The 26,094-nt window shown below is 67.9% G+C and carries 21 protein-coding genes; 8 read left to right on the forward strand and 13 right to left on the reverse strand.

Annotation, left to right across the window (positions count from 1 at the left end):
• Positions 1-7 precede the first annotated feature (7 nt).
• From ACH4TV_RS09880 to ACH4TV_RS09890, 3 genes are all read right to left on the reverse strand, one after another.
• Positions 8-1,000: an ABC transporter permease gene (locus ACH4TV_RS09880; protein ID WP_398396082.1), complete on the reverse strand. Its 993-nt coding sequence runs from the start codon at positions 998-1,000 to the stop codon at positions 8-10.
• On the reverse strand, positions 993-1,916 hold the full coding sequence (locus ACH4TV_RS09885; protein ID WP_398396084.1) for an ABC transporter permease: 924 nt from the start codon (positions 1,914-1,916) through the stop codon (positions 993-995). Before ACH4TV_RS09885 ends, ACH4TV_RS09880 begins: the two co-directional genes overlap by 8 nt.
• A 68-nt stretch (positions 1,917-1,984) precedes the next feature.
• Positions 1,985-3,631, reverse strand: a complete 1,647-nt coding sequence (locus ACH4TV_RS09890) for an ABC transporter substrate-binding protein (protein WP_398396086.1) — start codon at positions 3,629-3,631, stop codon at positions 1,985-1,987.
• A gap of 334 nt (positions 3,632-3,965) precedes the next feature.
• On the opposite strand from ACH4TV_RS09890, the gene ACH4TV_RS09895 reads away from it, so the two are divergent.
• From ACH4TV_RS09895 to ACH4TV_RS09910, 4 genes are all read left to right on the forward strand, one after another.
• Entirely contained in the window at positions 3,966-4,994 is a 1,029-nt protein-coding gene (locus tag ACH4TV_RS09895) for an ABC transporter permease (RefSeq protein ID WP_398396089.1), read from the forward strand.
• Positions 4,995-5,087: 93 nt separating this feature from the next.
• Positions 5,088-6,872, forward strand: a complete 1,785-nt coding sequence (locus tag ACH4TV_RS09900; RefSeq protein WP_398396091.1) for an ABC transporter substrate-binding protein — start codon at positions 5,088-5,090, stop codon at positions 6,870-6,872.
• 177 nt (positions 6,873-7,049) lie between these two features.
• Positions 7,050-8,033 (forward strand): ABC transporter permease, encoded by a 984-nt coding sequence (locus ACH4TV_RS09905; protein WP_398396093.1) that lies wholly within the window; start codon positions 7,050-7,052, stop codon positions 8,031-8,033.
• Between the two features lie 43 nt (positions 8,034-8,076).
• A complete protein-coding gene (locus ACH4TV_RS09910; RefSeq protein ID WP_398396583.1) occupies positions 8,077-9,102 on the forward strand; it encodes an ABC transporter ATP-binding protein in 1,026 nt (341 codons plus the stop codon).
• On the opposite strand, the gene ACH4TV_RS09915 is transcribed toward ACH4TV_RS09910, so the two are convergent.
• The 8 genes from ACH4TV_RS09915 to ACH4TV_RS09950 all read right to left on the reverse strand — a co-directional run bounded on the left by ACH4TV_RS09915 (position 9,103) and on the right by ACH4TV_RS09950 (position 20,633).
• Positions 9,103-9,483, reverse strand: coding sequence for a VOC family protein (locus tag ACH4TV_RS09915; RefSeq protein ID WP_398396095.1), 381 nt, complete (start codon positions 9,481-9,483; stop codon positions 9,103-9,105). It lies immediately after the preceding gene.
• A gap of 147 nt (positions 9,484-9,630) precedes the next feature.
• Positions 9,631-10,749, reverse strand: coding sequence for an ABC transporter ATP-binding protein (locus ACH4TV_RS09920; protein WP_398396097.1), 1,119 nt, complete (start codon positions 10,747-10,749; stop codon positions 9,631-9,633).
• Between the two features lie 13 nt (positions 10,750-10,762).
• Entirely contained in the window at positions 10,763-11,824 is a 1,062-nt protein-coding gene (locus ACH4TV_RS09925) for an ABC transporter ATP-binding protein (RefSeq protein WP_398396099.1), read from the reverse strand.
• 15 nt (positions 11,825-11,839) lie between these two features.
• Positions 11,840-12,817 carry an ABC transporter permease gene (locus ACH4TV_RS09930; RefSeq protein ID WP_398396101.1) on the reverse strand — a complete coding sequence of 326 codons (978 nt, stop codon included), beginning with the start codon at positions 12,815-12,817 and terminating at the stop codon, positions 11,840-11,842.
• Between the two features lie 110 nt (positions 12,818-12,927).
• Positions 12,928-14,724, reverse strand: a complete 1,797-nt coding sequence (locus ACH4TV_RS09935; RefSeq protein WP_398396103.1) for an ABC transporter substrate-binding protein — start codon at positions 14,722-14,724, stop codon at positions 12,928-12,930.
• Between the two features lie 101 nt (positions 14,725-14,825).
• Entirely contained in the window at positions 14,826-15,872 is a 1,047-nt protein-coding gene (locus tag ACH4TV_RS09940) for an ABC transporter permease (RefSeq protein WP_398396105.1), read from the reverse strand.
• Between the two features lie 429 nt (positions 15,873-16,301).
• On the reverse strand, positions 16,302-18,209 hold the full coding sequence (typA, locus tag ACH4TV_RS09945; RefSeq protein ID WP_398396107.1) for a translational GTPase TypA: 1,908 nt from the start codon (positions 18,207-18,209) through the stop codon (positions 16,302-16,304).
• Positions 18,210-18,356: 147 nt separating this feature from the next.
• Positions 18,357-20,633 carry an ABC transporter family substrate-binding protein gene (locus ACH4TV_RS09950; protein ID WP_398396109.1) on the reverse strand — a complete coding sequence of 759 codons (2,277 nt, stop codon included), beginning with the start codon at positions 20,631-20,633 and terminating at the stop codon, positions 18,357-18,359.
• 283 nt (positions 20,634-20,916) lie between these two features.
• On the opposite strand from ACH4TV_RS09950, the gene ACH4TV_RS09955 reads away from it, so the two are divergent.
• From ACH4TV_RS09955 to ACH4TV_RS09970, 4 genes are read left to right on the forward strand one after another with little or no spacing between them, the layout of a single operon-like run.
• A complete protein-coding gene (locus ACH4TV_RS09955) occupies positions 20,917-21,207 on the forward strand; it encodes a hypothetical protein (RefSeq protein ID WP_398396111.1) in 291 nt (96 codons plus the stop codon).
• A gap of 12 nt (positions 21,208-21,219) precedes the next feature.
• Positions 21,220-22,041, forward strand: coding sequence for a hypothetical protein (locus tag ACH4TV_RS09960; RefSeq protein WP_398396113.1), 822 nt, complete (start codon positions 21,220-21,222; stop codon positions 22,039-22,041).
• Positions 22,041-23,981, forward strand: a complete 1,941-nt coding sequence (locus ACH4TV_RS09965; protein ID WP_398396115.1) for a fumarate reductase/succinate dehydrogenase flavoprotein subunit — start codon at positions 22,041-22,043, stop codon at positions 23,979-23,981. The genes ACH4TV_RS09960 and ACH4TV_RS09965 overlap by 1 nt, the downstream gene beginning before the upstream one ends.
• Positions 23,978-24,772 (forward strand): succinate dehydrogenase/fumarate reductase iron-sulfur subunit, encoded by a 795-nt coding sequence (locus ACH4TV_RS09970; protein WP_398396116.1) that lies wholly within the window; start codon positions 23,978-23,980, stop codon positions 24,770-24,772. The genes ACH4TV_RS09965 and ACH4TV_RS09970 overlap by 4 nt, the downstream gene beginning before the upstream one ends.
• On the opposite strand, the gene ACH4TV_RS09975 is transcribed toward ACH4TV_RS09970, so the two are convergent.
• The gene (locus tag ACH4TV_RS09975; protein ID WP_398396118.1) at positions 24,747-25,760 is read right to left on the reverse strand and encodes a phosphotransferase family protein; all 1,014 of its coding nucleotides are present in this window, start codon (positions 25,758-25,760) and stop codon (positions 24,747-24,749) included. The two genes, ACH4TV_RS09970 and ACH4TV_RS09975, sit on opposite strands and share 26 nt — an antisense overlap.
• The gene (locus ACH4TV_RS09980) at positions 25,757-26,062 is read right to left on the reverse strand and encodes a hypothetical protein (protein WP_398396120.1); all 306 of its coding nucleotides are present in this window, start codon (positions 26,060-26,062) and stop codon (positions 25,757-25,759) included. The genes ACH4TV_RS09975 and ACH4TV_RS09980 overlap by 4 nt, the downstream gene beginning before the upstream one ends.
• Positions 26,063-26,094 lie beyond the last annotated feature (32 nt).

Raw genomic sequence — 26,094 nt, forward strand, 5'->3', positions numbered from 1 at the left:
GCGCCGGTCACCTCAGCTTCGGGTCGAGGGCGTCGCGCACCGCGTCGCCGAGCATGATGAACGCGAGCACGGTGACCGCGAGCGCTCCGGAGGGCCAGAGGAGGGCGTGCGGGGCGTTGCGGATGTACGGGGAGGCCGCGCTGATGTCGATGCCCCAGCTGACCGTGGGGGGCTTCAGGCCCACGCCCAGGTACGACAGGGTGGCCTCCAGGGCGATGTACGTGCCCAGTGCGATGGTCGCCACGACGATCACCGGGGCCACGGCGTTGGGCGCGATGTGCCGTAGCAGCATGCGGGAGTTGGAGGCGCCGAGGGCGCGGGCGGCCTGGACGTAGTCGTTCTGTTTGGCGGTGATGACCGAGCCGCGGGCGATGCGGGAGATCTGGGGCCAGCCGAGCAGCACCATGAACCCGATGACCGGCCAGACCGTCGAGCTGGTCACCACGGAGAGCAGGACCAGGCCGCCGAGGACGACCGGGATCGCGAAGAAGACGTCGGTGATCCGGGACAGCACCGAGTCCCAGATCCCGCCGAAGAACCCGGCGAGCCCGCCGAGGACCGACCCGAGGATCGCGACCCCGAGCGTGGCGCAGACGCCGACCGTGACGGACGTACGGGCGCCGTAGACCGTGCGCGTGTAGACGTCGCAGCCCTGGCCGTCGTACCCGAAGGGATGGCCGGGGCCCGAGCCCTCCTGGGCCTTGGCGAGGTCGCACTTGAGGGGGTTGCCGGAGGCGATCGCCGAGGGCCAGATCGAGATGATCACCAGGAAGAGGATGATCAGCCCGGAGACGATGAAGACGGGGTTGCGGCGCAGGTCGATCCAGGCATCCGACCAGAGGGAGCGGGGTTTGTCGGTGGGGCCGCCGTTGTTGTCGGCCGGGCGCTTCTCCAGGGTTTCCGCCTCGCTCATGGCGAGGTCCATGGCACCTCCCATGCCGGTCGAGGCGATGGCGCCCTCGGGTGCGCCGGATGCGCCCGAGTCCTGGCGGTCAGGCATAACGGATCCTCGGGTCGAGTACGGCGTACAGGAGGTCGACGAGCAGGTTGGCGACCAGGAAGACGAGGACGAGGACGGTCACGAAACCGACGACCGTCTGGGTGTTCTGGCGGAGGATGCCCTGGTAGAGCTGGTAGCCGACGCCGTGGATGTTGAAGATCCGCTCGGTGACGATCGCCCCGCCCATCAGCGCGCCGATGTCCGTTCCGATGAACGTGACCACCGGGATCAGGGAGTTGCGGAGCAGGTGCCGGGTGATCACCCGGCGGCGCGGGAGTCCCTTGGCGACGGCTGTACGGACGTAGTCGGAGCGTCTGTTCTCGGCGATCGAGGTCCGGGTCAGGCGGGTCACGTAGGCCAGCGAGACCGAGGCCAGGACCAGGCCCGGGACGATCAGTTCGCCGAAGGTGGCGTCCGTGGACACCGACGGTTTGATCCAGCCCCACTCGACGCCCAGGAGGAGCTGGAGGATGAGGCCCGTCACGAAGGTCGGGACCGAGATGACGACCAGGGTGACGAGCAGGACGCCCGTGTCCTCCGGCTTTCCCCGGCGCAGGCCCGTCACCACACCGAGCGTGATGCCGATGACGATCTCGAAGAAGATGGCCACGATGGTGAGCCGGATGGTGACGGGGAACGCCGTCGACATCAGCTCGGTGACTTCCTGGCCGTTGAAGGCGGTGCCGAAGTCGCCGGTGAAGACGTTGCCCATGTAGGTCAGGTATTGCTGCCAGACGGGCTTGTCGAGGCCGAACTCCTTGCGCAGCTGGGCGGCCGTGGCCGGGTCGCACTGCCGGTCGCCGCAGAGGCCCGCGATGGGGTCGCCCATCACGTTCACCATCAGGAAGATCAACAGGGTGGCGCCGATGAAGACCGGGATCATCTGCAGCAGACGCCGGATCACGTACCGTCCCATGAGGGCTCCGGAGGTAGTGGGACAGCCGTCCTTGAACTCTTGAACGGCTGTCCCTACGGCTCAGCCGGTCAGCTGACCTTGATCTCGCTGTACACGGGCAGGCTGAACGGGTTCAGGGCCACGTCCGAGAGGCGGTCCGAGTAGCCGGCGCTGCCGTTCTGGTACCAGAGCGGGATGGCGCCCATGTTGTCCCGCAGGACCTCCTCGGCCTGCTGGAACAGCTCGACGGCCTTGGCCTGGTCGGTCTCCGCGTTGGCCTGGTCGACGAGCTTGTCGAACTCCTTGTTGGTCCACTTGCCGTCGTTGGAGGAGGCGTTGGTGTAGTAGAGCGGCTGGAGGAAGTTCTGGATGAGCGGGTAGTCCATCTGCCAGCCGGCCCGGAACGGGCCCGACATCTTCGACTGGGTGATCTGGTTGCGGAAGTCGGCGAACGTGCCGACCGGGTTGGCGACGCAGGCCTTGTCGTTGTCGAGCGCGTTGTTGACGCTGTTGCAGACCGCGTCGACCCACTGCTTGTGCGAGCCGGTGTCCGCGTTGTACGAGATCTTGACCTGACCGCCGGGGAACCCGCCGCCCTCCTCGATGAGCTTCTTCGCCTCCTCGGGGTCGTACTCGCAGGCGTCGCCGCACAGGCCTTCCTTGTAGCCGCCCTCCACGCCGAGGACGGGTGAGGTCCAGTCGGTGGCGGGGGTGCGGGTCTTCTGGAAGATCGTGTCGGTGATCTGCTCGCGGTTGATCGCCCGGGAGAGGCCGGTGCGGACCTTCTCCATACCGGGCTTGTCCCAGTCCTTGTCGTAGAACGGGAAGGCGAGGGTCTGGATGATGCCGGCGGGCGTGTTGATGTACCGGTCGCCGAGGTCGGCCTGGACGTTCTTGAGCTGGGAGGCGGGCACGTCGTCGACGAGGTCGAGGTTGCCGGCCATCAGGTCGGTGTAGGCGGTGTTGTTGTCGGTGTAGACCTTGAGGTCGACGCCGCCGTTCTGGGCCTTGTCCGTGCCGGAGTAGCCGTCCCACCTGCGCAGGGACATCTGGGAGCCCTTGGTGTACGAGTCGATCGCGTACGGGCCGTTGCCGACGGGCTTGCTCACCCAGGCCGCGTGGTCCGTGAAGAAGGCCTGGGGCAGCGGCGAGAAGGCCGCGTAGCCGAGGGTGTCGGGGAAGGTCGAGAACTTCTGGCTGAGCCTGACGGTGAAGGTGTTGGTGCCGGTCACCGCGAGCCCGGAGAGCGTGTCGGCGGTCTGCTTGCCGCCGTCCTCCGGGTGGGCCTTGTCGTAGCCGTCGATGTAGCCGTAGAAGTACGCGTTCTTCTGGTTGTTCTTGAGGCTGGCGCCGTAGTTCCAGGCGTCGACGAACGACTTGGCGGTGACGGCCTCGCCGTTGCTGAACTTCCAGCCGCCCTTGATGGTGATCGTGAAGTTCTGCGAGTCGGTCGTCTCGATCTTCTCGGCCATCATGTCGTTGGCCTTGCCGGTCTTGGCGTCGTACCGCTTCAGCCCCCGGAAGACCATGTCGAGGACCTTGCCGCCCTGCACCTCGTTCGTGTTGGCCGGCTCCAGCGGGTTCTGCGGATCGCCCCAGGACGAGCTGAGGACTCCGGAGCCGTCACCGCTGCCACTGCCGCCGCCGCTGTCGTCGTCATCGCCCCCGCAGGCGGTCGCCGCGAGGGCTACCGCCACCGCGCATGCGGTCCATCGGGCGTGCGTGGCTCCACGCATGGAGTGCCTCCTCTTCCCGTACCTCTACCGCGCCTGTACTGCGCCTGTACTGCATCTGTTTCGCGCCTCTACCTTTAACGGTCAATATCAATGCATAGCGCGCATACCGCACATTCATCCGGACCGTATGGGTGCACTTCGCCTTGGTCATGGCCGTCCAAAGCCGAACCAAGCGGCCGTCCTCTCTCGGGTCACCCGCGGGTCAAAGTGCAAAAGTCCAGATCAAAGGCGTCTGTGAAGCATTGACGTCGGATGAACCGGCGCTGAAAAGTCGCATTCAGCCCGCTGTTCTGCTGTGCGCGGGACCCCTTCTCCATTCCGGGCCTGGAGCACCATGACCTCGCCTATGCCTTCCGTCACCGCACCCCAGGTGGCGGCCGATTCCGGTGCCGTACCGCCGGCGCCCACCGCGCCGGTCCGCGGCGGCACCGGCCGCTCGCCGGGCCGGATCGCTTGGCTGCGTTTCCGGCGCGACCCGACCGGGGTCGTCTCGGCCGTCGTGGTCGTGCTGTTCTTCGTGGCGGGCATCGCCGCTCCGCTGATCGCCAAGGTGTACGGCAAGGACCCGTACACGACGTACGGCCAGAACGGCGCCGGTCTGCTCAACGAGTTCGGTTTCCCGATCCGGCCCAACGGCGGGATCAGCGGCGACTTCTGGTTCGGCGTCGAACCGCAGCTCGGCCGGGACGTCTTCACCCTGCTGCTCTACGGCATCCGCAACTCGCTGCTCATCGCCACGGTGACGACCGCGCTGGTCACCCTGCTCGGCATCGCCATCGGCCTCACGGCCGGCTATCTGGGCGGGCGGATCGACGGGTTCGTCGGCCGGGTCATCGACATCCTGCTGGCGTTCCCCTCCACGCTGTTCTTCATCGCCTTCTGGCCGGTGATGATCTCCGTCTTCGTGTCGCCGGAGGAGAACACCCCGACCTGGCTGACCATCGTCAGCCTCATCTCCGTGATGACCGCGTTCGGCTGGGCGCCCATCGCCCGGCTGCTGCGCGGTGAGGTACTCGCCCTGCGCGAGCGGGAGTTCGTGGAGTCCGCCAAGGTCACCGGCGCCTCACCGGCCCGGATCATCTTCCGGGAGCTGCTGCCCAACCTGTGGACCCCGATCCTCATCCAGGCCACCCTCGCGCTGCCCATGTACGTCACCACCGAGGCGGCGCTCGCCTTCCTCGGGGTCGGGCTCAGCGACCCCACGCCCGACTGGGGCGTGATGATCCAGCGCGGCGCGCAGGTCTACCAGAACGACATCACCTACATGCTCTTCCCCGGGCTGGCGATGGTGATCTTCGTGATCGCCTTCAACCTCCTCGGCGACTCCGTGCGCGACGCACTGGACCCGAAGACCAGGCGCTGAACAACAGCGCCGATCACCGCCGCCCCGCACCGGCCGCCCTCCCCTCCTCCTCGGACACACCCCTTTTACTCCCCGATTCAGGCAGGACACCCCATGTCTCTCTCCCGCAGAAACTTCGTCATCGCCACCTCGGTAGCCGCCGGCGGCTCCATGGTCCTGTCCGCGTGCAGCAGCGGTGGTGGAGGCGGTGGCGCTACGTCGGGGGGCGGCGCGGTCACGGCCGGCAAGTACTCGTCGGTCAGCATCGGCACCAAGGAGGACTCCACGGGGCCCGCGCCGGAGATCCCGGGAGCGAAGAAGGGCGGCACGATCCGTCCGATCGGCCCGCAGGACTTCTCGCACCTCGACCCGCAGCGCATCTACTACTCGTGGAACTCCGAGGTCGCCAACCTCTACGTCCGCTGCCTGACCGGCTACCGCGTCGACGGCGGCGCGATGAAGCTCGTCGGCGACCTCGCCACCGACACCGGCACCATGGCGGACGGCGGCAAGACCTGGACCTTCACCCTGAAGGACGGGCTGAAGTGGGAGGACGGCAGCGAGCTGACCGTCGAGGACGTCCGGCACGGCATCGAGCGCGGCTTCGCGAGCTTCACCACCGAGGGCGCCACCTACCTCCAGGCCGCGCTGACCGGCAGCAACGACTTCCGCGCGGCCTACAAGGGCCCGTACAGCGGCAAGCACCTCGACTCGGTCGTCACGGACACCGCGAAGAAGACGATCACCTTCCACCTCAAGACGGCCCGCCCCGACCTCAACTGGACGCTGGCGATGCAGTCCTACGGAGCGGTGTCCGCCAAGCACGACACCAAGGAGAAGTACGACAAGGACCCGTTCTCCTGCGGCCCGTACCGGCTCAAGTCGCACTCCGTCGACAAGTCGCTGACGATGGTCCGCAACACCCACTGGGACCCGGCGACCGACCCGATCCGCAACGCCTACCCGGACACGTTCGCCTTCGAGTTCGGCCCCGAGTCGCTCCAGAGCACCGACCGGCTGATCGCGGACTCCGGGACCGACCAGTACGCGGTGATGGCGTACAGCGGGGTGCCGGCCGAGCGCATCCAGAAGGTGCTGACGACGCCCGCGCTGAAGAGCCGTACCGTCGACGGACTGCTGACGGGTCTGTATTACTACGCCATCAACTGCAGGCGGATCACCGATCTGAGGGTCCGTCAGGCGCTCAACTACGCTTGGCCGTTGCAGCAGATCCGGACCATCTACGGCGGTCCCTCCGCCGGCGACTACGCGACCACGGTCCTCGGCCCGGACATGGCGGGCCGGGTGAACTTCGACATCTACGGCAAGCTGACGAAGCCGCAGGGCGACACCGCGAAGGCGAAGGCGCTCCTGAAGGAGGCCGGCAAGCTCGGCCAGAAGATCGTCTACACCTACCCGCAGGGCGGCAACGACGCGTACGAGAAGACCAAGGTCGTCATCGCCAACGCCCTGAAGGAGGCGGGCTTCGACCCGGTCGTCAAGCCGGTGGAGTCGACCAGCTACTACGACCAGGTCCAGCAGATCGACAACTCCTTCGACGTGATGTGGTTCGGCTGGTCCCCGGACTGGCCCACCGGCTACACCATGCTCCAGCCCCTCTTCGACGGCCGGACGATCGCCAACGGCGCGAACAACGTCTCGCAGCTGAAGGTGAACTGGGTCGACGCCGCGATCGACAAGGCCGCCACCCTCACCGACCCGACGAAGGCCAACGCGGCGTGGGCGGCCCTGGACAAGGAGCTCATGGAGAAGGAGGCGCCAATCATCCCCGAGACGTACCAGCGCCGCTTCTACCTGTACGGCAGCAAGGTCGGCGGTGCCGAGTACGACCCGCTGTACTCGTCGTTCGTCCTTTACAAGCTGTACGCGAAGGCATAGGTGGTTCTTCGGCTGCGGGTCGGTGGGGGCTGGTCGCGCAGTTCCCCGCGCCCCTGAAGGGGCGCGTTACCGCACCGGAGTTCATCGATACCCCCCTCCCGCACACCCGACCACCCCGGCATCGGTCCCACCCACCAGGGACCGGTGTCGGGGGTTTCGCCAGGGAAACCGATCGCCATGTTCCGCTTCATCCTCCGCCGGACGCTCAGTGCGCTGATGATCCTCCTCGTCATCAGCGCGATCACCTTCGTCCTCTTCTACGTCGCCCCGCGCGACCCGGCCCGCAGCGCCTGCGGCAAGCTCTGTACGCCGGAGACGCTCGCGCTCGTCCGGCGCAACCTGGGCATCGACGACCCGCTGCCGGTGCAGTACTGGCACTGGCTGGCGGGCGTGTTCGTGGGCCGTGACTACGCCGGCCTCGGCCACTGCGCGGCGCCCTGCCTCGGCTACTCCTTCACCAACCACGAGCCGGTCCTCGGCCTGATCACCAACCGCTTCCCCACCACCCTGTCCCTCGCCCTCGGCAGCACGGTGGTGTTCGTGGTCCTCGGTGTCGGTACGGGCATGCTGGCGGCGGTGAAGCAGGGCCGGGCACTGGACAAGATCGCGTCGTCGATCTCGCTGGTCGGCTCGTCCCTCCAGATCTACATCGTCGGCGTGGTGGCCATGTACTACCTCTCCGACCAGTGGGGCATCCTCCCCCGCCCCCAGGACAGCGTCGGCTTCACCCAGGACCCGACGGCCTGGTTCAAGGGCCTGTTGCTGCCCTGGTTCGTCCTCGCGATCATCTTCACCGCCAACTACACCCGGATGACCCGCTCCCAGCTCGTGGAGACCCTCGCCGAGGACTACGTCCGTACGGCCCGCGCCAAGGGCCTGTCCCGGCGCACGGTGTTCTTCCGGTTCGCCTGGCGGGGCGCGATGGGCCCGATCGTCACGATCCTGGGCCTCGACATCGGCTATCTGCTCGGCGGCGCGATCATCACGGAGGAGACCTTCGGGCTGCACGGCATCGGCGCCCTGTCCATCAAGGCGGTACGCGACAACGACCTGCCGCTGCTGCTGGGGGTGGTGCTCGTCGCCGCCGCCGCCATCGTCGTGGCGAACATCGTGGTGGACGCGGTGTACGCGCTGATCGACCCGCGGATCAGGCTGGCGTAGAGAGGACCTGGTGACCTTGGTGCCTGCCGAAGTGTCCGGCCCCCTGCGCGAACCCTTCCTCTCCGTACGGGACCTGAAGGTGCACTTCGCCACCGACGACGGTGTGGTGAGGGCGGTGGACGGACTCTCCTTCGACGTCGGGCGCGGCAGAACGCTCGGCATCGTCGGCGAGTCCGGCTCGGGCAAGTCGGTGACGAACCTGGCGATCCTGGGCCTGCACGACCGCACACGCACGACACTGTCCGGGGAGATCGTGCTGGACGGCCAGGAGTTGCTGACGGCGCGGGAACGGGACCTGGAGCGCCTCCGGGGCAGCAAGATGGCGATGATCTTCCAGGACGCGCTGACGTCCCTGTCGCCCTTCCACACGGTGGGCCGGCAGATCGCGGAGACGTACGCCAAGCACAGCGGGGCGTCCAGGAGGGCGTCCAGGGCCCGGGCGGTGGAGATGCTGAGGCGGGTCGGCATCCCGCAGCCGGATCTGAGGGCGGACGACTACCCCCACCAGTTCTCCGGCGGTATGCGCCAACGGGCGATGATCGCCATGGCGTTGGTGTGCGACCCCGAACTCCTGATCGCCGACGAACCGACGACCGCCCTCGACGTCACCGTCCAGGCCCAGATCATGGACCTGCTGGGGGACCTCCAGCAGGAGTTCGGCACGTCGATCGTCTTCATCACGCACGACCTGGGCGTCATCTCCCGTATGGCCGACGACATCCTGGTGATGTACGCGGGCCGCGCGGTGGAGCGCGGCGCCCGCAACGAGGTACTGAGGGCGCCTGAACACCCGTACACCTGGGGCTTGTTGGGTTCCATGCCGACGCTGAGCGCCCCGGTGGACGTCCCGCTCTCCCCCATCCCGGGCACGCCCCCGTCGCTCCTCGACCCGCCCCCGGGCTGCCGCTTCCACCCACGCTGCGCCTTCACGGAACAGGTGCCGGCGGGCCGCTGCGCGAGCCGACGCCCCCAGCTGCCCCGCACGGCCACCCATGGCGCGGCCTGCCATCTGACGCCGGTGCAGCGCGCCGAGTTCCACGCGGACTACGTCACCGCGGAGGCCGGCTGATCAGCCCGACTCCCCGCGCTCCACGCAGAATTCGTTGCCCTCGGGGTCGGCCATGAGGACCCACCCGCTGCCGTCGGCCCGGCGGTGGTCCGCGACGACCCGGGCGCCGAGGGAGGCCACCCGCTCGACCTCCTCGTCCCGGGTGCGCCCGTGCGCCGCCGTGAGGTCGAGGTGGACGCGGTTCTTGACCGTCTTGCCCTCCGGCACCCGGATGAACAGCAGCCTCGGCCCGCCGCCCGGGTCCTCGATCACCGCCTCCGGGTCGCCGGGCTTGTCGTCGTCGGCCAGCGGGCGGCCGAGCAACTCGCTCCAGAACAGGCCGAGATCGTAGGGGTCACCGGTGCAGTCGAAGGTGATGCTGTGGATCGTGGGGAAAGACAACCGAGGCCTCCAGGCCGTGTGAGGGACACCACGGAAGAGCGTCCCGGAGACGGCACGCGCATGTCGAGCGAATAAGGCCGACACAGCAGAAAACCGGGGGCAAGGAGCCCATGCTCCTCACCCCCGGCCGGGGACACACCCAGTCCCTCAGTCCTTCGTGACGTCCGCCTCCAGCGCCTTCAGCGCCGGGTCCAGGATGACGTCCTCGTCGCGGGCCTCCGTCGTCGGGTCCTCCGGGAAGTGGCAGGCCGTCAGATGGCCCTCACGGTTGCCGGAGATCTGGACCAGCGGGGGCTCCTCGCTCGCGCACTTGTCCTGGGCCTTCCAGCAGCGCGTACGGAAACGGCAGCCGGACGGCGGGTGGATCGGCGAGGGGACGTCACCGGCGAGGCGGATGCGCTCGCGGGACTCCGTCTCGTCGTCCAGCGCGACCTCGGGGACGGCGGACAGGAGCGCGTGCGTGTACGGGTGACGCGGGCGGTTGTAGATCGAGTCCCGGTCGCCCACCTCGACGATCTTGCCGAGGTACATCACCGCGACCCGCTGCGAGAAGTGCCGCACGATGGCCAGGTCGTGGGCGATGAACAGGAACGCGATGCCCATCTCCTCCTGGACCTTCTTGAGGAGGTTCACCACCTGGGCCTGGATGGAGACGTCCAGCGCGGAGACCGGCTCGTCCGCCACGATCAGCTTCGGCTGGAGGGCGAGCGCGCGGGCCACCCCGATGCGCTGACGCTGACCGCCGGAGAACTCGTGCGGGAAGCGGTTGTAGTGCTCGGGGTTGAGACCGACCAGCTCCAGCAGCTCCCGGACCTTCTTCTCCCGGCCGCCCGTGGGCTCGATCCCGTTGACCTCCATCGGCGACTTGATGATCGAACCGACCGTCTGCCGCGGGTTCAGCGAGGAGTACGGGTCCTGGAAGATCATCTGGATCTCGGAGCGGACCGGCGCCAGCTGCCTGCGCGAGGCGTGCGTGATGTCCTGGCCCGAGTACGTGATCTTGCCGTTGGTCGGCTCCAGGAGCCGGGTGATGAGCCGGCCCGCGGTCGACTTGCCGCAGCCGGACTCGCCCACCATACCGACGCTCTCGGCGACGCCGATGGTCAGATCGATGCCGTCGACCGCCTGTACGGCGCCGACTTTCCGTTTGATCGGGAAGCCACCGTAGATCGGAAAATGCTTCGTCAGTCCCTCGACCTTGAGCAGTTCCTCGGTCGACGTACCGGTGGAACCCTTCTGTGCGGGGAGGGTGAGGTTGTCACTCATGGCTCGGTACTCCCTAGCGCAGCCGGGGCTGGATCTTGTCGATGAAGATGGTCTGCTTCTGCTCCGCCGACAGGTGGCACGCGGAGGCGCGCCCGTCCGCCAGCGGCGGCCGCGCGTCGGTGCAGAGGCTGCCCGACACCTCGCCGGTGAAGGCGCAGCGCGGGTGGAAGGGGCAGCCCGACGGCGGGTTGAGCAGCGAGGGCGGTGCGCCGGGGATCGGCTCCAGCGCCTCGTTGATGTCGCCGTCCAGACGGGGCATGGAGCTGAGCAGACCCCAGGTGTACGGGTGCTTCGGCGTACGGAGCACTTCCTTCACGCTGCCGCGCTCCACGGCCCGGCCGGCGTACATCACCAGCAGGTCGTCGGCCATGTTCGAGATGACGCCGAGGTCGTGCGTGATGAAGATGATCGCGGAGCCGAACTCCTGCTGGAGGTCCTTGAGCAGGTCCAGGATCTGGGCCTGCACCGTCACATCCAGCGCGGTGGTGGGCTCGTCGGCGATCAGCAGGTCGGGGTCGCACATCAGCGACATGGCGATCATCGCGCGCTGGCGCATACCGCCGGAGAACTGGTGCGGGTAGTCGTCGAAGCGCGTCTTGGGCTGCGGGATGCCGACCTTCTCCAGCATCTGTACGGCCCGGTCCCTGGCCTCCTTCTTGGAGGCGCCCTTGTGCTTCATGTAGGGCTCGGACAGCTGGCGGCCCACCGTGTAGTACGGGGAGAGCGCGGTCAGCGGGTCCTGGAAGATCATCGCCATCTTGTTGCCGCGGAGCTGCTCGAGTTCCTTCTCCGTGGCTGTTACGAGTTCCTTACCATCGAGGACGATTTCGCCGTCGACGGTCGTGCTCCTCGGGTTGTGCAGACCGAGGATCGTCAGGTTCGTGACGGACTTGCCCGATCCGGACTCCCCCACGATGCCCAGGGTCTTGCCTCGCTCGACGTCGAAGGAGAGGCCGTCGACCGCCTTGACGATGCCGTCCTCGGTGGAGAACTGCACCTTCAGGTCGCGAACCGAGAGGAAGCTGTCCGGACCGGTCGGGGCCGGTGCGCCCTCGGGCTTGGTCAGTGTGGTCACGGTGGTTCGTTCTTCCTAGGAGAGCCGGACGCGCGGGTCGATATAGGCATACACGATGTCTACAAGAATGTTCAGAATCAGAATGAAGAAGGCTCCGAACAGCATGACGCCCATCGTCAGCGGGAGGTCCTTGTTGACCGCGCCGTCCACGGCGAGGCGGCCGATTCCCTGGAGAGAGAAGGTGATTTCGGTGACGACACCGCCGCCGAGCAGGCCGCTGATGTCGATGCCGAGCACGGTGACGATCGGGATCAGCGAGCCGCGCCAGGCATAGCGGAAGAAGACGTACTTCTCTGACATGCCCTTGGCCCGGGCGGTGCGGACGTGCTCCTCCGCGAGCTGCTCGATCATCGAGGAGCGCGCCATACGCGTGTACTGCGCGGTGAAGATGGTGGCCATGACGACCATCGGGATGGACAGTCCGACGAGCCAGCCGACCGGGTCCTCGGTGAACGGCACGTACTTGGGGTACTCCACCCACCCGGTCTGGTAGACGAGCACCGTCAGCACGATCGGGCCGAGGAAGTAGATCTGGAACGAGCTGAGCACCATGGACGAACCGCTGGCGATCTTGTCGACCATGGTGCCGCGCTTGAAGGCGGCGAGCATGCCCGCGCCGATACCCACGAACAGGAAGACGACCAGCGCGCCGAGCGTCAGCGACAGGGTCAGCGGGAAGCGATCCATGATCGTGTCCCACACCATTTCCCCCGAGTAGAACGACTGCCCGAGACACGGGGCGGGGCAGTGACCGGTGGGGAAGTCACGGCCCATCACGATGCCGGACATGAAGTCCCAGAACTGCTGGTGGATCGGCAGGTTGAGCCCGAGTGCCGCTCGGATCTCCTCGAGTCTCGTGGGCGAGCAGTCCTTGCCACAGGCCAGTGAGGCGTAGTCGGAGGGCGCGGCGACGAACAGGAAGAACGTGGCCGCACCGATCAGGAACAGGGTGACGACGGCACCGACCGTGCGCCGGATGATGAACTGAAACATGGCGGGAGGGCTGCTCTCTGCGGAGACGGTGAAGACGGTGTGGGGCAGGTTCACGGAACCGCGGGGGTGCGCTCCGCCTGGTGCACACCCCCGCGATCAGCCGTACAGAGTTACGACTTCAGGAACAGTCGGGTGACGTCGATGTAGCTCGACTCGGCGCTGTAGCGGGCGCCGCCGACGTTCGAACCGAACAGCTGGAGCTGCTTGGTGTACCAGAGCGGAGCGCTCGGGACGACGTTCTCCATGATGTAGTGGTGCGCTTCCCGCCAGGTCGCAGCGGCCTCGGTCGGCTCCTGGGTCAGGGCCTTCTTGATGAGCTCCTGGACCTTCGGGTCGTTGATGTGCGAGTAGTTCGGCGACCCGTCGGCGACCTGGTCACCGTCGTAGACCGGCGTGACGACCGTGGCCGGCGACGGCCAGTCCTGGCCCCAGCCGTTGATGTACACGTCGTACGGGTTGTCGAGCTTGGCGACCTGCTCGCTGTAGCTGGCGCCGTCGACCTCCTTGGCGACGACGTCGATGCCGATCTTCGTCAGCGCGTCCACGATGGCGACCTTGCGCTTCTGGCCGGCCTCGGTGTTGGCGTACGCGAAGACGAGCTTCTTCTCCGCGGCCGGAACGTCCTTGAGGAGTTCCTTGGCCTTCGCGATGTTGCCCTGGGGCGCCTTCAGGCGACCGTACGGGTCGTAGGTGGGCTCGTAGCCCGGCAGGGTCGGGGCGAACAGGTTCGGGGCGACGTCACCGCCGTACACACCACCCTCACCGGCGATGAGCGACTTGGAGTTCACGCCGTAGGCGACCGCTTCGCGGACCGCCTTGTTCTTGACCCGGTCCAGGTTGAAGTTCAGCACCATGACGTAGGGCTGGTAGCCCTTGATCGTGCGCTTGTTGACGGCGGCGTCGCCGACGACGTCCTGGATCTGGGTGGCCTCGACGGAGCCGGTGAGCTGGATCGCGTTCTTGGTCGTGCCCTGGTCGGCGATCAGACGGCTCGTCTGGGTCGACTCGGTGACACCGAAGTCGAAGTTGAAGCCGTCCACGTACTGGTGACGCACCGAGTCGGTCTTCGGGTCCCAGTTCTCGTTCTTGACGAGCTTCATGGACTTGCCGGCCTTGTACTCGGCGATCTTGTACGGGCCGGTGGAGACCGGAGCCGTGTCGTACTTCGCCTTCGTGTCGGTCTTCTCCGGGACGACGGTGTAACCCGGCATGGCCAGCGTCTGCGGAAGGTCCGGACGCGGCGCGTCGAAGTGGAAGATGACGGTCTTCGCGTCCGGGGTGTCCAGGACCGAGGCCGGCAGGTGCTTGGAACCGAAGCCGCCGTCCGGCAGCGCGTCGCGGTACTTCGCGCCGCTCAGCCAGGTCTGCAGGTAGGTCGGGCCGTCGAAGATGAACTCCGCGTACTGGCGCTCGACCGTGTGACGGATGTCGGCGGACGTGATCACGTTGCCGTTCTCGTCCTTCACGCCGTCCTTCAGCGTGAACGTCCAGGTCTTGCCGCCGTCCGAGGACGTGCCCGAGTCGGTCGCGAGGTCACCGACGACCGAGGTCCCGCCCTTGCCGTCCTCCTCGAAGTTGGTCAGACCGCGGAAGAGTAGGTTGGCCATCTGGCCGGCGTCCGAGACGTAGATCTGGCCCGGGTCCAGGTGCGTGAGGCCCTGCTCCTGGTAGACCTCGATGGTTCCGCCGGGCTTGGCGCCGGGCACTTCCTCGGCAGGGCCGGTCGACGCGGCGGCGTCGCCGTAGACGACCGGCTTCGACTGGACGGAGGCCTCCTGCTGGTCCTGCTTGGGGTCCTTTTCGCTGCTGCTGTTGCCCTTGTTCTCGGAGCAGCCGGTGAGCACGAGGGAGCCGGTCGCGACGACGACCATGATGGCTCGCGCTCTGCGCGAGGTGAACGACTTCATGTGGCTAAAGCACCTACCTGTCGGTTTGTTATCCATGAGTACTGCCTGACGCGGCTGGTAGGCCGACGCGGGGGCGGCAGCCACCCCCCACCAATGGACGATCAGCGTCCGGACTTGGGGTCGAACGCGTCCCGAACGGAGTCTCCGAGGAGGTTGAAGCACAGGACGAAGATCACCAGTGCCGTGCCCGGGAAGAACATGAACGCCGGATCCTGCTTGGCGTAGTCGGAGGCGGCGGCGAACAGCCGCCCCCAGTCCGGAGTCGGTTCGACGAACCCGACACCGGCGAAGGAGAGGAACGCGATGGTGAGAATGGTGCTGGGCAGCTGGTACGTGAACTGCACCAGGATCGGCGACACCACGTTCGGCAGGATCTCCTTGCGGATGATCCGCCAGGGCGAGGCCCCGGAGACCTTGGCCGCCTCCACGAACTCCCGCTCACGCAGGGACAGCACCGTGGAGCGCACCAGCCGTGACATGCCCATCCAGCCCAGCAGCCACAGCACGAGCAGGATCGCCAGCGCGCGGAAGTAGGTGGGGGTCTCTTCCTGCGGGTCGACGAAGAAGGCCGTGACGACCGGCATGAACGCGATGAAGAACAGCTGCGACGGGAAGGACAGGAAGAAGTCCGTGACCCGGCCGATCCAGTAGTCGGTACGACCGCCGAAGTAGCCGCCGACCAGACCGATGACGATGCCGGTGACCATGAGCAGCACGGTCACGCCCAGCGCCATGAACAGCGAGGTGCGCATGCCGTACATCAGCATGGCGAACAGGTCACGTCCGTACTGCGGCTCCACACCGAACCAGTGGGTCCCCGAGACACCGCCGAAGTAGCCCAGCGGCAGCCCGAATTCATCCAGGATGGGGCGGTCCGCGTACGTGGGGTCCTGGCCGTACAGCGTGTAGGGGTTCGTCCCGCTGAGCTGAGTGAGCAGAGGGGCCGCGAGCGCGATGACGAAGTACAAAATCACTACGCACGCGCAGACGACACCGGTACGGTCACGCTTGAAGCGCTGCCACATCAACTGCCCGGGGGAACGGCCCTCAAGCTTCTTCTCACCCTTGGCGGGCTCGGTGTTCGTATCGAGCTCGGGGTCCAAGGCGATCGAGGGCCCGGAGCCTTCAGCCTTGGCTGGACTGGTCATGTGTGTTCTTCCCCCGGGGGGTTGGAGAGTTGAGCGCAGCACGGATACCGGCGGGTTCTGTGGTTTGGGGGAACTTTCGCCAAGTAAGTCAACGCGCGTCAAGGCCGGAAGACATAGGGATCTCCCTACCGTCGAAATTTTGAGCAAAAATTGCAAAGATTGACACCTACGCGCGCTTGACACATCAAACAGCAAAACCACCAAACGGACATAAAGGGATGGATTTCCGTTTACATGTCCGAAACTTGATCGTTGGTTCACCGGTATCCGAACAGCGTGGCACAGCCCACGAACAGGACGCCGACAGGGAAGCGCACCCGTTTTTGCCGTGGCCATACCGAGGTGCTGTCAGAGCGTCGCGCAGGACATCACGAGCACGCCGAAAGCCCGGTTCCCCACCTGCGGGGAACCGGGTTCTCTGACGTCGTATCAGCCGTGCTTGGCGCGGCTCGCGGAGCGGGCGCGCTCGCGGGCGTCCAGCCTCACCTTGCGGATGCGAACCGCCTCCGGGGTGACCTCGACACACTCGTCGTCGCGGCAGAACTCCAGGGACTGCTCCAGGGAGAGCTTGCGCGGCGGGACGATCGCCTCGAACGTGTCGGCCGAGGCCGACCGCATGTTGGTGAGCTTCTTCTCCTTGGTGATGTTCACGTCCATGTCGTCGGAGCGCGAGTTCTCGCCGACGATCATGCCCTCGTACACCTCGGTGCCGGGGTCGGTGAACAGCACACCGCGCTCCTGGAGGTTCGTCATCGCGAACGCGGTGACGGCACCCGCGCGGTCGGCGACCAGCGAACCGTTGTTACGGGTCGTCAGCACACCGAACCACGGCTCGTGACCCTCGTGGATGGAGTGCGCGATGCCCGTGCCACGGGTACCGGTCAGGAACTCCGTACGGAAGCCGATGAGGCCGCGGGACGGTACGACGAACTCCAGACGCACCCATCCCGAACCGTGGTTGGACATGTTGTCCATCCGGCCCTTGCGGACGCCCATGAGCTGTGTGACCGCGCCCATGTGCTCCTCGGGCACGTCGATCGTCATGCGCTCGACGGGCTCGTGGACCTTGCCGTCGATCTCCTGGGTGACCACCTGCGGCTTGCCGATGGTCAGCTCGAAGCCCTCGCGGCGCATCTGCTCGACCAGGATGGCGAGCGCGAGCTCACCACGGCCCTGGACCTCCCAGGCGTCGGGACGCTCGGTGTCGAGGACCCGCAGCGAGACGTTACCGACCAGCTCGCGGTCGAGACGGTCCTTGACCTGCCGGGCGGTGACCTTGCGGTCCTTGACCACGGCCTTGTTCTCGGCACCCTTGCCGGTGCCGCCGCGGCCGACCATCGGCGAGGTGTTCGTGCCGATGGTCATGGAGATCGCCGGCTCGTCGACCGTGATGAGCGGCAGCGCGATCGGGTTCTCGGGGTCGGCGAGGGTTTCGCCGATCATGATGTCCGGGATACCGGCGACGGCACAGATGTCACCCGGTCCGGCCATCTCGGCGGGCCTGCGGGTGAGCGCCTCGGTCATCATCAGCTCGGTGATGCGGACGTTGGACATCGTGCCGTCACGCTTGATCCACGTGACGGTCTGGCCCTTGCGCAGCTCGCCCTGCTCCACGCGGAGCAGCGCGATACGGCCGAGGAAGTTGTCCGCGTCCAGGTTGGTGACGTGCGCCTGGAGCGGAGCGGCCTCGTCGAACTCCGGGGCCGGGACGTGCGACAGGATCGTGGAGAAGAACGGCTCCAGGCTGTTGCTGTCGGCCGGGACGCTGCCGTCCGCCGGCTTGGTCAGCGAGGCCACACCGTCACGCGCACACGCGTAGACGATGGGGAACTCGATCTGCTCCTCGTCCGCGTCCAGGTCCAGGAAGAGGTCGTACGTCTCGTTGACGACCTCGTCGATCCGGGAGTCCGGGCGGTCGGTCTTGTTGATGCACAGGATGACCGGCAGCCGCTGCTGGAGCGCCTTGCGCAGCACGAACCGGGTCTGGGGCAGCGGGCCCTCGGAGGCGTCGACGAGCAGCACCACGGCGTCCACCATCGACAGACCGCGCTCGACCTCGCCGCCGAAGTCGGCGTGGCCCGGGGTGTCGATGATGTTGATGGTGATGACGTCCCCCCCGTCCTTCGGGTGGTACTTCACCGCCGTGTTCTTGGCGAGGATCGTGATGCCCTTCTCACGTTCCAGGTCGTTCGAGTCCATCATGCGGTCGTCGAGCGACTCGGCGGCGTGCGCGGCGAAGGCACCGGCCTGCTTCAGCATGGCGTCGACCAGTGTCGTCTTCCCGTGGTCGACGTGGGCGACGATGGCGACGTTGCGGATGTCGTGGCGCGTGGCCATATTGCGGCGTACTCCCGGCTTGAGTGGATGGCCTGCGCGTACATCTGTGTTACGCGGACCCTGCCGGGCTGAACATGCCACGGCCTTACCCCATGGTACGGGCCCTTGGGCGCGGGGGCTCGCCGGGCCGTATGGGTGAGGCGACCGTCACGGTCGGGGGGAGGGCTTGCTGCCCGACGTGGCGCCCTTCTTCAGGAAGCCCATGTCCTCGTAGAGGGGTGTCTGGAAACCGAAGGCGCCCAGGTTGGCGACGGTCTTGCGCACGGCTGTGAGCTGGGGCCGCTGGAAGAGGGGGATGGACCCGCCGGCCGCCCAGATCCGGGCGTCGGCCTTGCGCACGAGGGAGGCCGACTTGCGCTCGTCCAGGGTGGCGATCGCCTGGTCGAAGAGGTGATCGACCTGATCGGTGCCGACGCGGGTGTAGTTCTGCTCGACGTTGAGCGACCCGTCGGCGGCGGGCACCGGCTTGGCGTAGATGGGCCGGGCGTCGGTGGCGGGAAAGGCGGACGCGGGCCACGAGTACAGCGCCAGGTCGTACTGCCCGGAGGCGATGTGGTCCTTGAAGTAGCTGTCGTCGGACACCTTGGTGACGGCGGTGCGGATTCCGACCCGGTCCAGCATTCGCGCGATCCGGTCCCCCACCGCCCGCAGCGTGGCCGATCCGGGTCCTGAGGGCAGCACGAAGCGCAAGGTCAGCGGCTTGCCGTCCTTGGCGAGCGCCCCGGCGGCGGCCCCGGCCGGAGCAGCGGTGCCCTTGGGCGCGTACGCACCGGGCGCCCCGCCCTGCTCGGGGTGTTTGCGGACGTACTGCTTGCCGTCCTGGGCGAGGCTCTTCTTCTCCCCGCGGTCCGGACGCTCCTCACGGACGGGTTCGCCGTACGGCTTGTCGTCGTCGCCGCCGACGACGTAGGTCCCGTCGTCCTCCTTGGCGGAGGCGGAGGATGAGGCGGAGGGTTTGGCGGGCTTTGCGGGCTTGGCGGACTTGTCGGGGCCGGACTTCTTCCCCTCGCCCCCGGCCGCCTTCTCGCCCCTTTCCCCTTCCTTTTCCATCTCCTTCTTCTGCTGCTTGCCGAGCGGGCCGCCCTCCACCCACCCGGCGTCGGCGAGCAGCGCCTCGGCCTCGTCGGTGTCCTGGCCGCCCAGCGCGCCGCTGTTGTCGGCGTAGGCGGCCTGCCCGGAGAGCGCGAGATGGCTGCCGACCGGTACGGCGGGCAGGCCCAGCGGCTTGAGGACGAGCCCGGCGATCTCCTCGCGGTCCAGGGCCCGGGCGACGGCGCGGCGGACGCGCTCGTCGGCGAGGGGGCCGTCGGCGCCGTTGAGGGCGAGCTGGGTGTAGGCGGGTTCGAGGGACTTGCGCACCTCGAACGCGCTCAGCGCCCGCTGCTGCTCGGTCTGCCTGGTGAAGGCGTCGCGCTGCTTGCGCCGGGCGCTGGTCTCCACCTTGGCGGCTTCCTTGTCGGAGCCGTGCGCGAGGGCCCAGGAACGCAGGGCGCGGCCCGGGGTCAGCGCGGCGCCGGGGCCCTGGAGGGGGGTGGACTTGCCGCGGGCGGCGAGCACGATGCGCTCGGCCTCGGCGGGGTCGATCTCGGCGACGTCCACCTTCTGGGCGGCGAGCGCCTCGGCGCGCTTGTCGCGCGGTACGGCGTGCAGCACGATCCCGTCGAGCCGGGGGGTACGCCCCCACCAGCGCGGGTTGCGTACGAGGACGACGTCTCCGTCGGCCTTGGCGATCTTCTTGAGGTGGAACGGCCCCGCGGTGACCTTGAGCTTGCGCCGCGCCCCGTCGTTGAAGGAGTCCGGGGTGCCCATGACGTCCTTGGGGTACAGCGGCGAGAAGAGCGACTTCCAGTCGGCGTACGGGCGGCTGAAGGTGACCTTGACCTCGAGGTCGTTCGCACCGCGCTGCACCTTCTCGATGCGGTCGTACCCGGCGTTGCGGGCGGTCCAGTACGCGGAGTCCTTGCCGGACAGGGCACGCCACTGGGCGGCGAAGTCGGCGGCGCCGATCTCCCGGCCGTCGCTCCACACGGCCTGCTGGTGCAGCTTGTAGAGGACGACCTGCTTGGGCTCGGTCTCCACGACCTTGGCGGACTCCAGGAAGTCGGCGTTGCGCACCGGCCGCCCGTTGACGTCGAGCCGGTACATCGACGGCAGCACCGCCTGGGCGATGCGGGTGGTCGTCGCGTCGGCGTCCGCCTGGAAGGTGTTGAGCGTCTGGGGCAGGGAGTCCACGGCCCAGCGCAGGGTGCCGCCGTCGGCGAGTTCGGCGCGGGCGGCGGGGGCGATGTCCTGCCCGGCGAGCGGCCTGCTCACCTCGTCCTCCTCGCCGCTGCACGCGCTGAGTACGGGCACGGCGAGCACGCCGGCGGTGAGGAAGGCGACCGAGCGCGTGACCGCGCGCAGTCCGACGCCGTGGTGGGACATCTGCTTACCTCCGGGAGCCGCGGGCGTTATGATCACTTTTGGCGGTATATGGAGCTGATCGCATGTATCCGGCCACTGAAGAGGAAAGGGTTCGGCAACGGACGGCGACACGGCGACGACGGCCGGGAAGCCCACCCGTGCGGCGCAGTGCACCGCGGGATGCACCCATACGCCTCGGCCAATCGGTGCACATCCCTTCCCACCGGAAGGTGTGACGCGCAACACTCTCAGGCGCATGAACGTTGCCGTCCAAGGCCCCGGCCTACGGAAGTGAGGTCACGTCATGTCCGTGAACGACGAACTGACGTCCATCCAGCGCTGTCTCGACGACCTGTTCCGGTCGATGGGCCGCCTGGAACAGCAGATCGGCAAAGGCGGCCTCGAACTACGCCGCCTCCGCAGCGACGCGAACCACCTGCGCGAGAGCCTCGCGCTGCTCCGCGAGGCCGCCCCCGGGCTCGCGCAACCCCAGCGCCCCGACCTCGTGTCCATCCCCGACACCCCGTACGACAACAGCCTGTGGACGGACTCGGACGACGAGGGCCTCGGTGCCCGCGACCGGCACGCCCCCTGACCGGAGTTCTCCTTGGCCACTGACACGGAACCCCAGCCGAAAGGCGGCGGCGTACGCGACCGTACGCGCGCCGCCATCGACGCCCCGCACCTGCGGACCGACCGCTGGTGGCTGGCGCCCGCCGCGACGGCCGCCGGGCTGCTCGCCTTCATCGTGTACTCGACCTGGCGGGCGTTCGCGAACGCCGACTACTACGCGGCGCCGTACGTCTCGCCGTTCTACTCGCCCTGTCTGGCGGACAACTGCGCGCCCATGCGCAACGGCCCCAACGCCGACCTGTTCGGGAGCTGGTGGGGCATCTCGCCCGCGATCATCATCCTGATCTTCCCGCTGGGCTTCCGCCTGACCTGCTACTACTACCGCAAGGCCTACTACCGCGGCTTCTGGGCCTCCCCGCCCGCCTGCGCGGTGGCCGAGCCGCACAAGAAGTACACCGGCGAGACGCGCTTCCCGCTCGTCTTCCAGAACATGCACCGGTACTTCTTCTACGCGGCCCTCGTGGTCGCCGGCATCCTCACCTACGACACCGTGCTCTCCTTCCGCGACGAGCACTACGAGTGGGGCCACATGGGCCTCGGCACCCTGGTCTTCCTGCTCAACATCACGCTGATCTGGGCGTACACGCTCTCCTGCCACTCCTGCCGGCACATCGTCGGCGGCAAGCTCAAACACTTCTCCAAGCATCCCGTGCGCTACCGCGCCTGGCAGTGGGTCGGAAAACTGAACGCCCGTCACATGCTGCTCGCCTGGGCGTCGTTGGTGAGCGTGGCGCTCGCCGACTTCTACGTGTACCTGGTCGCTTCCGGCGCCTTCGACGATCCGAGGTTGTTTTAATGTCCGTGGTCGACCGCCAGGAATGGGACGTTGTCGTAGTGGGCGCGGGCGGCGCCGGACTCCGGGCCGCGATCGAGGCACGCGAGCGCGGCGCCCGTACGGCGGTGATCTGCAAGTCGCTGTTCGGCAAGGCGCACACGGTGATGGCCGAGGGCGGGATCGCCGCCGCCATGGCCAACGTGAACTCCCACGACGCCTGGCAGGTCCACTTCCGCGACACCATGCGCGGCGGCAAGTTCCTCAACCAGTGGCGGATGGCGGAGCTGCACGCGCAGGAAGCGCCGGACCGGGTCTGGGAGTTGGAGACCTGGGGCGCCCTCTTCGACCGTACGAAGGACGGCCGGATCTCCCAGCGCAACTTCGGCGGCCACGAGTACCCGCGGCTGGCGCACGTCGGTGACCGCACCGGCCTCGAACTCATCCGCACCCTCCAGCAGAAGATCGTCTCCCTCCAGCAGCAGGACAAGAAGGAGACCGGCGACTACGAGTCCCGCCTGAAGGTCTTCCAGGAGTGCACGGTCACCCGGGTGTTGAAGAACGGCGACCGGGTCTCCGGTGTCTTCGCCTACGAGCGTGAGACCGGCCGTTTCTTCGTCCTCGAAGCCCCGTCCGTCGTCATCGCGACCGGCGGGATCGGCAAGTCCTTCAAGGTGACGTCGAACTCGTGGGAGTACACGGGCGACGGCCACGCGCTGGCGCTGCTCGCGGGGGCGCCGCTGCTCAACATGGAGTTCGTGCAGTTCCACCCGACGGGCATGGTCTGGCCGCCGTCCGTCAAGGGCATCCTCGTCACGGAGTCGGTGCGCGGTGACGGTGGGGTGCTGCGCAACTCCGAGGGCAAGCGGTTCATGTTCGACTACATCCCGGACGTCTTCAAGGAGAAGTACGCCGAGTCGGAGGCCGAGGGCGACCGCTGGTACGAGGACGCGGACAACAACCGCCGGCCACCCGAACTGCTCCCCCGCGACGAGGTGGCCCGCGCCATCAACTCCGAGGTCAAGGCGGGCCGCGGCTCCCCGCACGGCGGCGTCTTCCTGGACGTCTCCACACGCATGCCGGCGGAGGTCATCCGGCGCCGACTGCCGTCCATGTACCACCAGTTCAAGGAGCTGGCGGACGTCGACATCACCGCCGAGGCGATGGAGGTCGGGCCCACCTGTCACTACGTGATGGGCGGTATCGCGGTCGAGTCCGACACCGCGGCGGCGCGCAACGTACAGGGCCTCTTCGCGGCCGGCGAGGTCGCGGGCGGGATGCACGGCTCCAACCGGCTCGGCGGCAACTCCCTCTCCGACCTGCTCGTGTTCGGCCGCCGGGCCGGGCTGCACGCGGCGGAGTACGCGAACACGCTCGCCGCCCGCCCACCCGTGGACGACCCCCAGATCGACGAGGCGGCGGCAGAGGCGCTGCGCCCCTTCTCGGCGGAGGGCCCGGCCCCCGGCGAGGACAACGGGCGCCCGCCGGAGAACCCGTACACCCTCCACCAGGAACTCCAGCAGACCATGAACGACCTGGTCGGCATCATCCGCCGCGAGGGCGAGATGGAGCAGGCGCTGGAGAAACTGGCCGAGCTGCGGGTACGGGCCCACCGCGCCGGAGTCGAGGGGCACCGCCAGTTCAACCCGGGCTGGCATCTCGCCCTCGACCTGCGGAACATGCTGCTGGTCAGCGAGTGCGTGGCCCGGGCGGCGCTGGAGCGCACCGAGTCGCGCGGCGGCCACACCCGTGAGGACCATCCGACGATGGACCGCGAGTGGCGCAACGTGAACCTGCTGTGCCAACTCCTCGATCCCGCCGCTGGGTTGGCGGCCACGGACCAGGTGGGCGGCCTGATCGCCCTCACCCGCGAGACCACCGAACCCGTCCGCCCCGACCTGCTCGCCCTCTTCGAGAAAGAGGAGCTGGTCAAGTACCTCACCGACGAGGAGCTTTACGAGTGAGCAGCAGCGGAGTGAGCAGCAGCTACGAGGCCCGTTTCAAGGTGTGGCGCGGTGACGTGAAGGGCGGTGGGCTCAAGGACTTCGCGGTCGAGGTGAACGAGGGCGAGGTCGTCCTCGACATCATCCACCGGCTCCAGGCGACCCAGGCCCCCGACCTCGCCGTCCGCTGGAACTGCAAGGCGGGCAAGTGCGGTTCGTGCTCGGCGGAGATCAACGGGCGTCCCCGGCTGCTGTGCATGACCCGGATGTCGGTGTTCACCCGGGAGGAGACGATCACCGTGACTCCCCTGCGGGCCTTCCCCGTGGTCCGGGACCTCGTCACCGACGTCGGCTTCAACTACGACAAGGCCCGCGAGGTGCCGTCCTTCGTGCCGCCGGAGGGAGTGGGCCCCGGTGAGTACCGGATGATGCAGGAGGACGTGGACCGCTCGCAGGAGTTCCGCAAGTGCATCGAGTGCTTCCTGTGCCAGGACACCTGCCATGTGGTCCGCGACCACGAGGAGAACAAGCCCGCGTTCGCCGGCCCGCGCTTCCTGATGCGGGTCGCGGAACTGGACATGCACCCTCTGGACGCGGCGGCGGAGTCCGGCCTGGACCGCAAGAAGACCGCCCAGGACGAACACGGCCTCGGCTACTGCAACATCACCAAGTGCTGCTCGGAGGTGTGCCCCGAGGGCATCCACATCACGGACAACGCGCTGATCCCCTTGAAGGAAAGGGCAGTTGACCGTAAGTACGACCCGCTGGTGTGGCTGGGCTCGAAGATCAGGAGGCGTTCAGGGAGTTCATGAGCTGTTCGAGGCTGTGTTCGGCGATCCCGCGCATGAAGGCGGGGTCCGGGAACGCACCGACGTCGAGCAGCCTCAGCGGGCCGGTGGCCAGGGAGAGGTGCATGGCGAGCCGGTAGAGGCGCAGGCGGTGCGGGTCGAGGTCCGGGGCGGCCAGGCTCTCGTACAGCGTCCCGAACCGCTGGCGCAGGAACACGTGCTCCCACTCGGCGTCGAAGTACAGCAGGCCCTCGATGTCGATGAGCGCCGGTTCGCCGTCCGGGGTCACCAGGACGTGGTCCGGGCCGAGTTCGCCGTGGATGAGGGAGAGAGGGCCGGGGCGGGGGCGCACCTCGGCCGCCAAGTGCCGTACGAGAGACGCCAGTTCGTGCTGAAGGGCGGCGGCTCGCGGCTGTCGTACGACGAGGTCGTCGAGGTCGTACAGCGCGCGGTCGGTGATGATCTGCTCGCACGAACTCCCGTGGGACACCCCGCCCTTGTCGACGAGGCCGACCTTTCCGAGGCGGGGTCCGGTGGTGCTGTGCAGGGCGGCGAGCATGGTCCCCAGCCGGTCCAGGACCCGGGCGCCGGTCTCCGGGTCGCGCTCCAGCAGCACCTCCAGGTTGCCGCCGCCCGGGTGCCCCCGTACGTCCTCGACGACCGCCGCGTCCGCCGGGAGGTGGGTGTGCGTCGGGTCGGCGTACAGGAGGCGGGGCGTGCGGACGCCGACGGCCGTGAGGCGGTCGTGCGACGCCGTGAACAGGTCGAGACCCGTGGCGTGGGCGAGGGGGTCGCGGTGGTCGACGGGCCCGGCGTCCCAGAGGTCCTCGTCCGGCGACCAGACGTACGCGATCACCGTCGTGCCGTCGTCGAGGGCGAGCCGGTAGACGCCCTTCTTGCTGCCGCCGCGCACCCGGGTGACCCCGGCCAGCGTGCGGGACGGGCCGAGGGCGGCGCGGGTGAGGGGGGCGAGGTCGGTGACGGTGAGTTCTCTGCGGGGCATGCCGGTCATCCGTCGAGGCGTTGGCGCGTGGACAGTGCCTGGAGGTAGCCGCCCGCCGCCATCAGCACCATGCTGGCGAGAAACGCGCCGTCGACGGGGCCCGAGGAACTGTCGAACACGCCCAACGACCCGTACGACATCATCAGGAGCAGGCCCGTGCCGAAGGAAATCGTTCCGTAGCCCCAGAGTTCGGGCCGCAGGACCCGGCGTCGCAGCCACGGCAGCAGCCAGCCGGTTCTCGTCGCCACAGCACCGCACACGACCAGGCCGCCCAGCAGCAGTGCGGCCGTCCCCACTATGAACCAGTGCATCCCCCGCCCCCTTCGAACACGTCTGCGAAAAT

The sequence above is a fragment of the Streptomyces sp. NPDC020898 genome (assembly GCF_044333925.1).
Lineage (GTDB): Bacteria > Actinomycetota > Actinomycetes > Streptomycetales > Streptomycetaceae > Streptomyces.